The following is a 13252-nucleotide window of genomic DNA, read 5'->3' as shown; positions in this document are numbered from 1 at the left end:
ACAATCATATAGTTAAGTACCCCGGGGTAATGCCAAAGAGAGGATAATCATTCATGGACTTTATTCCAACCAAGGTGACTATTAATGGAATAAAACTAAATAATATCGATCATGGTAGTTCCATCTCTTTTAGTTCTACCTTGAAAATAAACAGGAATGTATCTGCAAAGAAAAATCAAGGCTTTGGCCAGCAGTTGGCTGATGGATGTTTGAAAATTTACACAACAAGCACGATTTTGGATCATGATATCGAGGATTCCAACTCACAAAAAATAACTGGTAAACCCCTTTAAGGAAAAATAATTAGGAGGTTTTAAATGGTGGGTCCGGTTCCATACATTAATATCAATATTAATATCATAAAGGTGAATTCATTTGAGAATGCATCAGCAATAAATGTGGGGCAAAACCTTTTAGCGGAATGGCATAATTCTGATAAAAAAAACCAAGGACTTGGCCAAAATATGGGAGATGGAACCAATTTTATTGGCACCAGAAGTGCTGTTGATGACCGGGATCAAATTGATTCTAATTCTTCTTTTGAAACGGCCAAATTACCTAATTTATAAGGAGCAATCCTATGACATTTGCACCTGTATCACTTAATATATTAGGAATTAAGATAAATGCGATCGACCATGCAGGAGTCGTTAATCTAGGTCCAAGCCAACACTTGGATCAGTTTGTTTCATATAAAAGGAACCAAGGAATAGGAGAACAGAACGGGGACTTATCCCCAACAATACTGTCTAATTCTTGGGTATTGGACCCGGATATCTCTGATAGCAACTCAGTTAAAACAAGCCTTTTATAGTCCGCATTGATTCTTGTTTTGAACTAGATGTAAATAACTTGAAAAAACGGGGTGTTAACATGTTTTTTGTTTCACCAGTTGTCATCAATGTTCTTGGATTTAAAGTGAATACAATTGATAATGGTGCAGTAGCCAATATGGGGACCCTGCAATTAATTGATCAACTTGTAACCTATAAGCGAAATCAGGCCTTTGGAGAACAAAATGGAGACTTTTCTCCAGTAGCGGTCCCTGCTTCCACAGTCATTGATCCCGATGTCAGTGATAGTAATGCCATTAAAAACAGTGTAGTGTAAAAAAATGGGGATGGTTCTGTCAATTTTTCTCAAAAGGACGGTTTCAGCCTACTTTTTTAGAAAACCAAACGGCCTCATTTTTTTCGGGTCAAAACTAAAAATGCTGCTCAAAGTTTTAATTTTGGGCAGCATTTTTAGTGTTATTATAAAATAGATAGTTAATTGGCCGAAGAATCAAAGAGGTAAACCCCGACTTACATTAGCAAACTTTTCTTTATTATTGTGGTCCAGGATGTAACGTTTCCTCCTTGCGCCGACAATCTCCTCTATAACACATTATTTCATAAAAAAACACATGGGGCTCCCAATCAAAATCCCATGTGTTTTTCTATTCATTAGCAAACTATTGCCCAGAGTTAGATTTTAACTTAACCTAAAACGTTATTCGTCACCAATAACTCCATAGGAAGGTGCCATTTCTGGAACAACAGCCCTTACTTTATAGTCATTTGCCTGAGGACCGTAAATTTCCCATAGCTTCTTTATATCTTCAAGAGGATGATCACTATAATCCACTCTAAGGTCAACATAAGGGAATGGCTCATCTGTATATACTAAGAGTCCAATAGAGTGTTCCTGATCTAATTCTCCGCCTAACTGAAAGCCCTTTTCAAGCGCCAAAATTAATCTTTCTGCCAATGGCTTTCCTTCCGTTTCTAAAAAGACATGCCCCATTGCTTCCGGAATCGCAGGATCACTAAGGAGATTTCCAATACTAGCAACATTTTTAGCACAAAATTCTCCATGGACACCTAGTGCCTTTTTTCCTGTAAATGCAGCGGAATTTCCTTTCGAATCCACTACCGCCAGTTGCCTGTATTCCGGAAACGGCGAAGCTTCCTTCATTGAACGGATAGCCGACTGGGCATCAAAGCCATTTTCCAACACGGTAAAACCGATAGTTGCTAATCTCGGGTCAGTTACATTTTGTGATAAAATAGCACCCTCTCCAGCTTTTACCCATGGGCACCTTGCACCAACTGCTGGACTACTCGAAGTTACAATTACTCCTAATGCACCGGTGGAAGAACAGCGTCCCGCTACCGAAAATGTCATTTTACCCCTCCTCGGTAGATTTAATTTTTTAGTATTCATTATGAAAGTAGTATTAATCTACTAAAAAAATAAATTCTATTCGCTAATAACAGCTTCAACATCAATTTCCATTAACATCTCAGGCATCGCAAATCCGCTTACCAATAAACCAGTACTGCAAGGGTATACATCTTTAAAATGTTTTGCAATGACCGGATAGACTTTGCTTCGATCTTCACGATGCATCAAGTAAACGGTAATCTTACAAATATCATTAATCGTTCCGCCAGCCTCTTCGATCAGCTGCCTTACACAGGTACATGCCATTTCGGCTTGCGCTGCCACATCGCCAATACCGTGAAAGTTACCATCTAAATCAAATCCAGTTTGCCCCCTCAAAAAGATTCGATTTCCAGCTCGAACGGCCATGCAAAATTCATTATCAATATGGTGTTCTGGCTTTCCCAAGCTTTTCGGATAATATTGGGCTGTTTTGAACTTTCGGAATCTCTGAATCTCTACTTTTTGCGTCTCGCCATGGACTGACATATTATTATTTCCTCCCTATGATTTTATTAAAGGAATTTATCCCTATTTATGCCCTAAAAACAATATAATATTTTTTGGGAAAATTGTCAATGTTTTGAAAATTTATCCAAGATAAGATTTTTGAACGATTTCGCTTTCCTTTAATTCTTTTTTTGTACCTTCGCCTGCTAAACGCCCGGCCATTAATACATACCCACGACTGCAAAAATCAATCGCCATTTCAGCATTCTGATCGACTAAAAGGATGGTGGTTCCTTGCTGATGTAATTCGGTTATTTTATCATAGACCTCAAAAACTAGTTTTGGTGATAAACCCATTGATGGTTCATCCAGTAATAATAATTTAGGTTTCGTCATCATGGCTCTTGCAATCGCCAGCATTTGCTGTTCTCCTCCAGACAATAGACCTGCCAGCTGTTCTTTTCTTTCTCTTAAAATCGGAAATGGCTCAGTGACCTCTTCAGCCCTTTGTTGACGACTTTTTGTAGGAAGTGTATAACCGCCTAAAAGTAAATTATCCCAAACGGAGAGTAACGGAAATACATGTCTTCCTTCAGGAACAAGTGTCATGCCGCGACTTACTAGTTTAAACGTTTTTTCATTAACGATTGATTTACCGGAAAGTTGAATATTACCACTTTTAGGGCGCAACTCACCAATTATGGTTTTTAATAAAGTGCTCTTTCCTGCACCATTGGCACCGATAACGGAAACTGCTTCCTTTTCTTCTACTTTCAAGCTAATATTGTCTATAGCACATATCTGTCCGTAATATGTACTAACGTTTTCAACATTAAGCATTGACTTCAGCCCTCCCCATATAAGCTTCCAATACAGCAGGATGATTTTGAATCACATCAGGAGGACCTTCTACCAACTTTTCTCCAAAATTTATTACAGTAATTTGGTTGGACAAAGTATTTACCAGGTGCATATCGTGAGCAATAATTAAAATGGTAATGCCTTGTTTACTTACCTGTGTAAATAGATTCATCAGCTCTTTTGTTTCCTTTTGATTCATACCAGCGGTAGGCTCATCCAGTAATAATAACCGTGGATTTGTTGCTAAAGCCCTGGCAATTTCAACACGTCTTTGACTTCCATAGGATAACTTCGCTGCATACTCATGGCGCAAATCCCATAAACCAACAAATTTCAAAATTTCTTCAATTCTTTCCTTTGCCTGCCGTTCCTTATTCCGAAAGTTCTTAGTCCGGAATACAGCAGGGAGAAGTTTACCACCTGTTAAAAGATAAGTTCCTATTAATACAGTTTCAAAAACGGTCATATCAGGAAATAAGCGAATATTTTGGAATGTACGTGAAACCCCTTGCTCTGCAATTTTATCTGGTCTCAATGAAGTAATATCCTGATTTAATAGCTGTATTTTCCCCTCATCAGGTGTAATAACTCCTGTGATAAGGTTAAATAATGTACTTTTACCAGCTCCATTCGGACCGATAATCGCATGTATATTGTTTTCGGAGACGGAGAATGAAAGATTGTTTACAGCTTTTACTCCCCCAAAAGCCTTTGAAAGTTTGTTGACGGTTAAGATAGCTGATTCATTAACAAGATTATTGCTCATAACTTAACCCCTCTTTCTCTATCGCTGTTTTCTCCACTTTTGAATTTTTTTGAAAAAATCGTTTCTTTGACATTTTTAATAACCCCATGACTCCCTTAGGGAAGAACATAATCATGATGACGATTAGAAATCCATAGATTAACATTCTTAATTCAGGTGTCTCACGTAGTACCTCTGAAGAAACGGTAAGAATCGATGCTCCAATCAACGCTCCTGCTATAGAACCTTGGCCGCCAATCATAACCATTGTTAAAATGGTGACAGACATCCCAAAAGCAAAGGTTTCCGGACTAACCACACGCAGGAAATGAGCATATAAGGCACCAGCTGCACCGCAAAAAGCAGCTGAAATGGTAAACATCATTACTTTTGTTTTAAATACAGGGATTCCCATTGCTTGAGCTGCAAGTTCATCATCACGAATGGCGGTGCATGCACGGCCAAATCCGGACTTAATGATTAAACGTGTGACTAAAATACCTAGAAATACAAATATCAATAATAAGGGATAATAATCATGGTAACGTGTAAATAAAAGTTCAAATGATCCTATTTTAATAGGCGGAGGAGCAGGTATTCCGGCAATTCCCATCGGTCCGCCTGTAAGATCATTCCAGTTTAAGAATACAAGCCATATGATGGTTCCAAATGCAAGCGTCGCCATAACTAAGTATTCTTCAATTAATTTCAATCCAATAAATCCAATGACAAAACCTATTAATGCGGTAACCACAATAGAAAGTGGAAGATTCATCCAAAGTGAAAATCCAAATTTTTTGGCCAATATCGCAGCCACATATGCTCCGATCCCAAAGAATGCACCATGACCAACCGAAACCTGACCTGTATAACCAACAATTAAGTCAAGACCTAGTGCAAGGATGGCATAGATTAGAATAAGATTAATAACATACATAAAGTATGGATTTACTACTGCAAGAGGCAGGAGAAATAATGCAATCACTCCCAAAATGAACACGATTTTTCGAAAACCTGTTTTTTTGATTTGTTCCATCCTTTCTCCCCCCTTTATACCTTTTGTTGAACGATTTTCCCAAAAATCCCTTGAGGACGAACTAATAAAATAAATAATAAAATGACCATGGCAACCGCATCTCGATAACCGGAGGAAATAAAACCAGCAGCAAAGCTTTCAATAATACCTAATAATAAGCCTGCAATCATGGCTCCTGGTATATTTCCCATTCCCCCCATAACCGAGGCAGTAAATCCTTTTAGTCCAGCGAACACCCCCATAGTTGGATAAACAAGGAAGACAGGCCCTACTAAAATACCTGCTAGTGCACCAACAGCTGATCCGATTGCAAAGGTAATCGAAATGATCTTATTTGCATTAATGCCCATTAATTGTGTAGCCTGAATGTTTTGTGAAGCCGCTTGGACAGCTTTTCCCATAAGTGTTCGATTGATAAATAATTCTAAAACAATCATGACAAGAATGGTGACAATAATGATGTAAACATAGTGCTGATTGATTAGCATATCCCCTATACTAATATTTTTAGATAGGAATGGTGAGGTTAATCTTTCTGGAGTTGCCCCCCAAATATATTGGGCTAAGTTTTGAAGGACAATGGAAATTCCAATAGCTGCGATCAACAAATTTAATTTAGGTGCACTTCGCATCCTCATGTACACCACTTTTTCCATTAAATATCCAAGTAATGCCCCTGCGCACACGCCTCCAAGATAAGCTAGCCAAATCGGTGTATCTAGTAATAGAAGATAAAGGGACACGAATGCCCCTCCCATGTATACTTCACCATGTGCAAAGTTAATAAAACGGAGCACATTCCATACCATTGTGTAACCAATCGCCATTAATGCGTATATGCTGCCGAGGACTATTCCATTTATTAATTGGTCAAAGAACACACGTTATCCCCCTATTCTGATTCTTTAATTACCGTGAAACTACCCTTTTGTACTTGCATAATCATCGGAGTATTTGAACGATCACCGTTTTTATCGAATTTAATTGGTCCAGTAATTCCTTGATATTCAATATTTGCTAGTGCATCACGTGCTTTTTCAGCATCACCGCTGCCATCTTCTAGTGCTTTTGCAAGCGCCATTGCTGCGTCAAAAGCGATGGCAGTATTAGCCTGTGCTGGAACATTATTTTCTTCAGCTAGTGCTTTAAATTCTTTCATCTCTTCTGAATCATCATTTAGATCAATCATGGATGCAAAAATGTGATTTTCAACCGAATCTCCACCTAATGTGATGAGTTGCTCTGAATACATGGAATCATCTGGCGAGAAGAACTGAACATCTAACCCTGCCTGTCTTGCTTGTTGTTCAATTAACGCTACCTCATTGTACAAACCTACAACCATTACAGCATCAGGATTTAGATTCTTAATCTTTGATAATTGTGCTGAAAAGTTTTTATCACCTGGGTTATATTTTTCTGTAGCAATAAACTCTACTCCAAGGTCCTTTGTCGATTCTTTGGCAGCATCATACATCGTAATTCCATAATCCGTATTTTCAAATAAAGCCGCTATTTTCTTAACTTTTTTCTCTTCTGCCATATATTTCATAACAGCAGGCACATAAACGGAACCAGTTAAGATAACACGGAATAGGTATTTGTTACCCGTTTTAGACAAATCAGGGCTGGCTCCCATGTTTAAATGGAGGACTTTTGAGGATCCTGAAACTTCTTGGGCAGCAAGTGTTGGGGATGAATTATATCCGCCAATAATCGCCTTTACTCCATCATTCATGATCATTTTATTTACAACGGCAACAGCTTCTGAGGGAGTTGCTTTATCATCACCGACTACCAATTCAAGCTTTTTACCATTAATACCGCCTTCACTATTAATCTTTTTAAACGCAAGTTCAACGCCATTTTTCATATCCTGCCCATACTGTGCGTTATCACCAGTCATTGGTGCTTGCAGTCCAACCTTAATCTTATCACCGCTTTTAGATGAAGAATCACCAGTTCCCGATGAAGAATTTGTCCCAGAACACCCAACCAACAATACGGCTAACACCAGAAACATAACAATCTTCTTCACGATTAATTTTGTAGAATGTACCAACGTAAATCCCCCTTTAATCCTATTTAGAAATGGTTATTGCTTGAGAACTCTTGTTTTGTCAAAAAATTATAAACGAAAAGAAGACTCAGTGGTATTAGGTTTAATTCCTGCTGCTTTTCGCACCAATTCACGATTAGGTTCCAAATCAAAATTATTAAACACGGCCATTTGTTGGGCAAACGGCGGACTTTGGGCAAATAATTCAAAGGTTGTTCGGTGCCCAGCATAAGAGGAATTTAATAAATCTCTTGCAAAATAAAGTAATTTACCGCGATCCTCTGGTGTCCACTTCCCAACAGAGTAATATTGATCAATGTATGGTTGGACTTCTGGATCTGCCATCGTAGTAGAGTCCGGCGTTACCGCTAATTGTCCGCCAACAAGCTCTCTAGTTAAATGCGCCATTGCCGGAAAATTGGCTAACGCGAAGACACGGCCGGTGTACAATAGTGATTGATTTGGCATCATTAAGCCTCCTGGGCTTTTTTCCGCTTCGGCCACAGCTGCAGTTAGATGTGCATTTATTCCTTCACGATAATTGATTAGTTGTGAGATTTTCTCTTTTACGGCTTGGAGATGAGTTAAACCAGTTTGTTCAACATTCAATAAGGCGGTTCCGATTAAATAATCGGCCCTGCGCAGAATTCTTAGGGTGTAATTAAAGGCAGAATAACGATGAAGGGTAGAACGAATATAGGCGGCAGATTCTAAGGAGCGATGGAAAAGTACATTTTCCCACGGAATTAGGACATTATCGAAAATAAGTAATGTATCAATTTCTTCAAATTTTGTTGCAATTGGATAATCTTGTGGATTACGGTCAGTACCTAGTGATGTCCGGCAAATATGCTTCAACCCTGGTGAACCCATATCACAGATAAAACCACAGGCGAATGGAGCCATTTTTTCTGAACCAGCATTCCAATCTAATATCGTTGGTTTTACAAATGCTTGATGGGCATAGGCAGCGGCTGTTTCAAACTTAGCGCCTTTTACCACAATGCCTTTATCATTTTCCTCGACCACATGAAGAAGGGTTCCACCATCTTTTCCACTGAATAATTTACTTCTATCGCCTTTTGGATCCGTGTTTGCTGATACGTGGAATAAATCTTCTCTCGCAACACGGTCAATGTGATATTTAATATTTTTTGCATATGTTGGATCAATTTCATTTAATTTCTCTTGGGCATCAAAAAGCGACCACATTTCACCAATCGTTTCATCGCCCACTCGATAAACTACTCCCCCAAGGTCATCAAGAACAGTTTCCACATGTTTGCGAATAGCACTCAAATCTTCCTTGGTCTCAGGTGCTTTGTAAGCTCGGGATACAATTTCACCATCCGGAAGTCTAGTGGTCAAGGTTTTAGCATACTTCTCTTCAAATGCCATATCATACATTCTAGCTTTTACATCAACGATGGGCTTAAAGGATGGATGTTCGGCTACGTTCCGAACTTTTTCACCATCAATAAAGATTTCTCTTCCGTCATTCAGCGATTCACGGTACTCTTTACCTGTCATTAATGCCATACGATTCCTCCTATAATTTCATTGATGACTTGAATCCGCTACATAAATTCAAAGATTGAATATACTTTTTCATTTACGGAACTTTTCTTTAATTATTCTTTAATTAAAAATAACAAATCCATAGTGATAATGTCAATTAAATATTCTAAAAATTCTTTATTTTAAAAATTCAATACTACTACTATATCAAATTTCCAATGATTTTTTTACTATAAAAAATTTTTTTAATAGAGAAGCTAGAATCCATGTAGAAGAAACCTATATTACAAATCAAGACCTGCTAGTAGTAGCAAGCCTTCTACAATCATACAAAAGAAAGAAAAGTGACTTTATTCCATGTCTTCATAAACAATTTAAACGCTTTTAATCTCCTTTTCTGATAGCGTCCTATCCAGTTGAATAATTCCTTGAAGTATTAAATTTCCAACCTTCTCAATATCCTCGGGTTCACTAAACTCTTCAGGGCAATGGCTTTTCCCGCCAATACTCTTAACAAATACCATAACTGATTTCGTTATACTTGCCATATGGGCAGCATCATGCACAGCCATACTAGGCAGCGTCAAACAAGGCTCGTTCATTTCCCTAGCAGTGTTTTCAAAAACAGACACCAAAACTTGGTCTAAAAGTACAGGTTTTTGGTCAAGAAATACTTCTTGTACAACTTTTACTTTTCTTCTATCAGAAATCTCATGCCAAACATCTTGGATGGATGCTATCGCCTCCTGGATGCTACCCTCTGCCTCCGCTCTTATTTCCAATATAAAATCAACTTGACCAGGAATGATATTGGCAGCATTAGGACTTACATTTATTCTCCCTACTGTTCCAACCACATTACCCTTTGCTTTGCAATACCGTTCAACCTCAAGAATCATTTCAGACGCTGCTGTAAGAGCATCTTTTCTATTCACCATCATTGTCGTACCAGAGTGATTTGGGTCTCCTTTTATTGATACAACACTACGATACGTACCCACCACACTGTTGATTACTGCCATTGAAATATTCGCGCTTTCTAGCCTTTGTCCCTGCTCAATATGAAGTTCAATAAAAGCTTTTTTATTATTATGCATTTTGTTAATTTCCGGGAATTTATCTAGCCCACCGCCAACCTTCTTCAATTCCTCACTCAGAAGAGCTCCTTTTGAATCACAAGCGTCTTTTAAGATTTCTGCCGTTAACCGTCCGACAAAGCAACGGCTCCCGAAAGTGGATAAATTAAAATCATTCGACTCTTCTGCTGTAAAGGAAACAATTTCAATGTCATGGTCAAGAAGAATTGTATGCTCTTTTAACGTTTTGATAATTTCTTTTGCCATAAGAACACCAAGTGGCCCATCGTATTTTCCACCATTAGGAACAGAATCCAAATGTGAGCCAATAACGATACTACCTTTCTTTTTTCCAGTTCCTTTATATTTCCCCCATATATTGGCAGCACCATCAATGGTAATTTCAAGTCCCATTTCCTTTAATTCTTCTATAAACAATTGACGTACCTGATGATCTTCGTAAGAGAAACTAGGTCTTGTCACACCTCCATGTTCATTCTTTCCATATTCACCATATCGCTCAATATCCTGTACTAAACGACTAAGATTAATTTTCAACACACTACTCCCCACTTTCTAACCCACAATTTCGTTTTTTCAATTTTTCTCGCAAGAAATAAAACGGGAGTAACAATTATGAATAACTCAATAATTGCTACTCCAATTATTTTTGATTAATATACTAATAAAGTGAAAAAACCTTTATACGGCAAAGTTTTTTTCTGCCAAAAAGGAAATATGGCGGATATCTCCCAGTAAATTTCTGGCTGAAGAATAGTTTTCTTGCAGTAATAATTTGCGAATACGAGTTGATGAAATTAATTCACCTTGTTCACATTGCAGCGGACTTAAAATACCTACATTAAAATGAGCCTTTAGATCGTCGATTGTCCCTTTTCGATCTTTTCCGAATTGGAAGTTTGGACCTTCCCAAATTTCAACCGGATTGATTAACTCTAGTTCTTCTATAAAAGCAGTAACAGTTTGTTTCGTAAATGCTTCATTAAATTGCCCTACAATCACATGCTCAGCACCCGACATCTCAAGCCGATTAAGCTTTTCATCGAGTGAAGTGATCATTTGGCAGTTTTTAAAAAATACCTTCGGAGGAGGATCAAAGGTATAGACCACAAATGGAACCCCGAGTTTCTCCGCCCGCATTTTTGTTTTTGCTAGTAATGCCTGGTGCCCTAAATGTACACCGTCAAGAGCACCAATCGTGAGCGCTGATGCAGGGAGCTTTAAAGTTCCTGGTGCATGAATTTCCAAAGTGAAAAACTCCTTTCTTCCATTAACTAGAAACAGGTTCAGACTGCTTAATTCCTGCTGCTTTTCGCACTAATTCACGATTAGGTTCCAAATCAAAATTATTAAACACGGCCATTTGTTGAGCAAATGGTGGACTTTGGGCGAATAATTCAAAGGTTGTTCGGTGCCCAGCATAAGAGGAATTTAACAAATCTCTTGCAAAATAGAGTAATTTACCGCGATCTTCTGGTGTCCATTCCCCAACAGAGTAATATTGATCAATATAAGGTTTAATTTCCGGGTCTGCCATCGTAGTAGAGTCCGGCGTTACCGCTAATTGTCCGCCAACAAGCTCTCTAGTTAGATGAGCCATTGCTGGGAAATTTGCCAATGCAAAGACACGGCCGGTGTACAAGAGTGATTGGTTTGGCATCATTAACCCGCCTGGGCTTCTTTTTGCTTCAGCTACGGCCGCGGTTAAATGAGCATTAATTCCTTCACGATAATTAATGAGTTGTGAGATTTTCTCTTTTACGGCTTGTAAATGAGTTAAACCAGTTTGTTCAACATTCAATAAGGCGGCTCCGATTAAATAATCGGCTCTGCGCAACATTCTAAGGGTATAATTAAAAGCAGAATAACGATGAAGAGTAGAACGGATATAGGCGGCAGATTCTAAGGAGCGATGGAAAAGTACATTTTCCCACGGAATTAAAACATGATCAAAGATTAGTAATGTATCAATTTCTTCAAATTTTGTAGCAATCGGATAATCTAGTGGATTTCTGTCTGTACCTAGCGATGTCCGGCAAATATGCTTCAGACCAGGTGAACCCATATCACAGATAAAACCACAGGCGAATGGAGCCATTTTTTCTGAACCAGCATTCCAATCTAATATCGTTGGTTTTACAAATGCTTGATGGGCATAGGCAGCGGCTGTTTCAAACTTAGCGCCTTTTACCACAATGCCTTTATCATTTTCCTCGACCACATGAAGAAGGGTTCCACCATCTTTTCCACTGAATAATTTACTTCTATCGCCTTTTGGATCCGTGTTTGCTGATACGTGGAATAAATCTTCTCTCGCAACACGGTCAATGTGATATTTAATATTTTTTGCATAAGTTGGATCAATTTCATTTAATTTATCTTGGGCATCAAAAAGGGACCACATTTCACCAATGGTTTCGTCCCCAACTCGATAAACCACTCCCCCAAGATCATCAAGAACTGTTTCCACATGTTTACGTATAGCGCTCAAGTCTTCCTTGGTCTCAGGTGCTTTGTAAGCTCTGGATACAATCTCACCATCTGTAAGTCTAGTGGTTAAGGTTTCAGCATACTTCTCTTCAAACGCCATATCATACATTCTAGCTTTTACATCAATGATGGGCTTAAAGGATGGGTGATCAGCTAGGTTCCGAACTTTTTCTCCATCAATATAGACTTCCCTGCCATCATTCAGTGATTCTCGATACTGTTTACCTGTCATTAATGCCATTTCGTTTCCTCCCAATAACATTTTATCTACTAAGCTTCTATAAATTGACCAAATTTCCCACGATAATAGACTAGAGGATTGGTGCTTGCCGCTTGTGCATTCTGTACTTCAGCTAGAAATACGGAATGAGTCCCACCGGTTACTTCTTCAACCACACGGCATTCAAGGTGTGCAAGTGTATTTTCGAGAACAGGATTTCCTAGTTCTCCGTAAGAAAACTGAACATCCTTAAATTTATCGGTATTTGCTCTAGCAAATCTAAGAGCTAAATCTTTTTGACTTTCATTCATGATGTTCACCGTAAAGGATTCTGCTGCTGAAATTGCATGACAAGTTCCTGTGCTTTTATTGACACAAACGAGCAGCATTGGTGGCTCAACTGATACAGAACTAACAGCACTGGCAGTAATACCAAAATCGACACCATTATTTCTAACGGTGATAATCGATACACCGCTGGCAAAATGGCCTATGACATGTTTGAATTGATCTTGTTCAACCAAAGGTAATCGTTCTGTATTCTCCTTCGATGGATTCATTTACAAACACC

The 13252-nt window shown here is 38.5% G+C and carries 16 protein-coding genes; 4 read left to right on the top strand and 12 right to left on the bottom strand.

Annotated features, from left to right (window positions below; translation table 11 throughout):
• Positions 1-53 precede the first annotated feature (53 nt).
• Genes ACN6MT_RS15985 through ACN6MT_RS15970 form a run of 4 tightly spaced genes read left to right on the top strand, consistent with a single transcriptional unit; the run spans position 54 to position 1110 of the window.
• The gene (locus tag ACN6MT_RS15985) at positions 54-293 is read left to right on the top strand and encodes a hypothetical protein (RefSeq protein ID WP_419887036.1); all 240 of its coding nucleotides are present in this window, start codon (positions 54-56) and stop codon (positions 291-293) included.
• A 24-nt stretch (positions 294-317) separates the two neighbouring features.
• A complete protein-coding gene (locus ACN6MT_RS15980) occupies positions 318-569 on the top strand; it encodes a hypothetical protein (RefSeq protein ID WP_063253871.1) in 252 nt (83 codons plus the stop codon).
• An 11-nt stretch (positions 570-580) separates the two neighbouring features.
• The gene (locus ACN6MT_RS15975; protein ID WP_063253872.1) at positions 581-814 is read left to right on the top strand and encodes a spore germination protein; all 234 of its coding nucleotides are present in this window, start codon (positions 581-583) and stop codon (positions 812-814) included.
• Between the two features lie 59 nt (positions 815-873).
• The gene (locus ACN6MT_RS15970) at positions 874-1110 is read left to right on the top strand and encodes a hypothetical protein (protein ID WP_419887035.1); all 237 of its coding nucleotides are present in this window, start codon (positions 874-876) and stop codon (positions 1108-1110) included.
• Positions 1111-1491: 381 nt separating this feature from the next.
• Here the strand turns inward: ACN6MT_RS15970 and ACN6MT_RS15965 are convergent, their stop codons facing one another.
• The 12 genes from ACN6MT_RS15965 to ACN6MT_RS15910 form a co-directional block, all read right to left on the bottom strand.
• Complete coding sequence (locus ACN6MT_RS15965) at positions 1492-2166, bottom strand: DUF1028 domain-containing protein (RefSeq protein ID WP_419887034.1); 675 nt, start codon at positions 2164-2166, stop codon at positions 1492-1494.
• A 75-nt stretch (positions 2167-2241) separates the two neighbouring features.
• Positions 2242-2694 carry a Rid family hydrolase gene (locus ACN6MT_RS15960; RefSeq protein ID WP_419887033.1) on the bottom strand — a complete coding sequence of 151 codons (453 nt, stop codon included), beginning with the start codon at positions 2692-2694 and terminating at the stop codon, positions 2242-2244.
• Positions 2695-2796: 102 nt separating this feature from the next.
• Positions 2797-3495 carry an ABC transporter ATP-binding protein gene (locus ACN6MT_RS15955; RefSeq protein ID WP_419887032.1) on the bottom strand — a complete coding sequence of 233 codons (699 nt, stop codon included), beginning with the start codon at positions 3493-3495 and terminating at the stop codon, positions 2797-2799.
• Complete coding sequence (locus ACN6MT_RS15950) at positions 3488-4282, bottom strand: ABC transporter ATP-binding protein (RefSeq protein WP_419887031.1); 795 nt, start codon at positions 4280-4282, stop codon at positions 3488-3490. Before ACN6MT_RS15950 ends, ACN6MT_RS15955 begins: the two co-directional genes overlap by 8 nt.
• On the bottom strand, positions 4272-5297 hold the full coding sequence (locus ACN6MT_RS15945; RefSeq protein ID WP_419887030.1) for a branched-chain amino acid ABC transporter permease: 1026 nt from the start codon (positions 5295-5297) through the stop codon (positions 4272-4274). The genes ACN6MT_RS15950 and ACN6MT_RS15945 overlap by 11 nt, the downstream gene beginning before the upstream one ends.
• Positions 5298-5311: 14 nt before the next feature.
• A complete protein-coding gene (locus tag ACN6MT_RS15940) occupies positions 5312-6178 on the bottom strand; it encodes a branched-chain amino acid ABC transporter permease (RefSeq protein WP_419887029.1) in 867 nt (288 codons plus the stop codon).
• A gap of 11 nt (positions 6179-6189) precedes the next feature.
• Positions 6190-7359 (bottom strand): ABC transporter substrate-binding protein, encoded by a 1170-nt coding sequence (locus tag ACN6MT_RS15935; protein ID WP_419887028.1) that lies wholly within the window; start codon positions 7357-7359, stop codon positions 6190-6192.
• 66 nt (positions 7360-7425) lie between these two features.
• Positions 7426-8895, bottom strand: coding sequence for a 4-hydroxyphenylacetate 3-hydroxylase family protein (locus ACN6MT_RS15930; protein ID WP_419887027.1), 1470 nt, complete (start codon positions 8893-8895; stop codon positions 7426-7428).
• 353 nt (positions 8896-9248) lie between these two features.
• Positions 9249-10508 carry a Zn-dependent hydrolase gene (locus ACN6MT_RS15925; RefSeq protein ID WP_419887026.1) on the bottom strand — a complete coding sequence of 420 codons (1260 nt, stop codon included), beginning with the start codon at positions 10506-10508 and terminating at the stop codon, positions 9249-9251.
• A 144-nt stretch (positions 10509-10652) separates the two neighbouring features.
• Complete coding sequence (locus ACN6MT_RS15920; RefSeq protein ID WP_419887025.1) at positions 10653-11219, bottom strand: FAD synthetase; 567 nt, start codon at positions 11217-11219, stop codon at positions 10653-10655.
• 22 nt (positions 11220-11241) lie between these two features.
• A complete protein-coding gene (locus ACN6MT_RS15915) occupies positions 11242-12702 on the bottom strand; it encodes a 4-hydroxyphenylacetate 3-hydroxylase family protein (RefSeq protein ID WP_419887024.1) in 1461 nt (486 codons plus the stop codon).
• A 29-nt stretch (positions 12703-12731) separates the two neighbouring features.
• Positions 12732-13241 (bottom strand): flavin reductase family protein, encoded by a 510-nt coding sequence (locus ACN6MT_RS15910; protein WP_419887023.1) that lies wholly within the window; start codon positions 13239-13241, stop codon positions 12732-12734.
• Between the last annotated feature and the right edge of the window lie 11 nt (positions 13242-13252).

This window comes from Neobacillus niacini, from assembly GCF_048572935.1.
In the GTDB taxonomy this organism is placed as follows: domain Bacteria; phylum Bacillota; class Bacilli; order Bacillales; family Cytobacillaceae; genus Neobacillus; species Neobacillus niacini.
Note: the sequence above shows the minus strand (reverse complement) of the source record. Positions and strands in the feature narration are given on the sequence as shown.

Bases quoted from the DNA above. Each gene is read 5' to 3' on its own strand.
- ACN6MT_RS15965 (WP_419887034.1), bottom strand. From the start codon at position 2,166: ATGACATTTTCGGTAGCGGGACGCTGTTCTTCCACCGGTGCATTAGGA.
- ACN6MT_RS15960 (WP_419887033.1), bottom strand. From the start codon at position 2,694: ATGTCAGTCCATGGCGAGACGCAAAAAGTAGAGATTCAGAGATTCCGA.
- ACN6MT_RS15930 (WP_419887027.1), bottom strand. From the start codon at position 8,895: ATGGCATTAATGACAGGTAAAGAGTACCGTGAATCGCTGAATGACGGA.
- ACN6MT_RS15970 (WP_419887035.1), top strand. From the start codon at position 874: ATGTTTTTTGTTTCACCAGTTGTCATCAATGTTCTTGGATTTAAAGTG.
- ACN6MT_RS15975 (WP_063253872.1), top strand. From the start codon at position 581: ATGACATTTGCACCTGTATCACTTAATATATTAGGAATTAAGATAAAT.
- ACN6MT_RS15985 (WP_419887036.1), top strand. From the start codon at position 54: ATGGACTTTATTCCAACCAAGGTGACTATTAATGGAATAAAACTAAAT.
- ACN6MT_RS15910 (WP_419887023.1), bottom strand. From the start codon at position 13,241: ATGAATCCATCGAAGGAGAATACAGAACGATTACCTTTGGTTGAACAA.
- ACN6MT_RS15945 (WP_419887030.1), bottom strand. From the start codon at position 5,297: ATGGAACAAATCAAAAAAACAGGTTTTCGAAAAATCGTGTTCATTTTG.
- ACN6MT_RS15980 (WP_063253871.1), top strand. From the start codon at position 318: ATGGTGGGTCCGGTTCCATACATTAATATCAATATTAATATCATAAAG.
- ACN6MT_RS15955 (WP_419887032.1), bottom strand. From the start codon at position 3,495: ATGCTTAATGTTGAAAACGTTAGTACATATTACGGACAGATATGTGCT.
- ACN6MT_RS15915 (WP_419887024.1), bottom strand. From the start codon at position 12,702: ATGGCATTAATGACAGGTAAACAGTATCGAGAATCACTGAATGATGGC.
- ACN6MT_RS15950 (WP_419887031.1), bottom strand. From the start codon at position 4,282: ATGAGCAATAATCTTGTTAATGAATCAGCTATCTTAACCGTCAACAAA.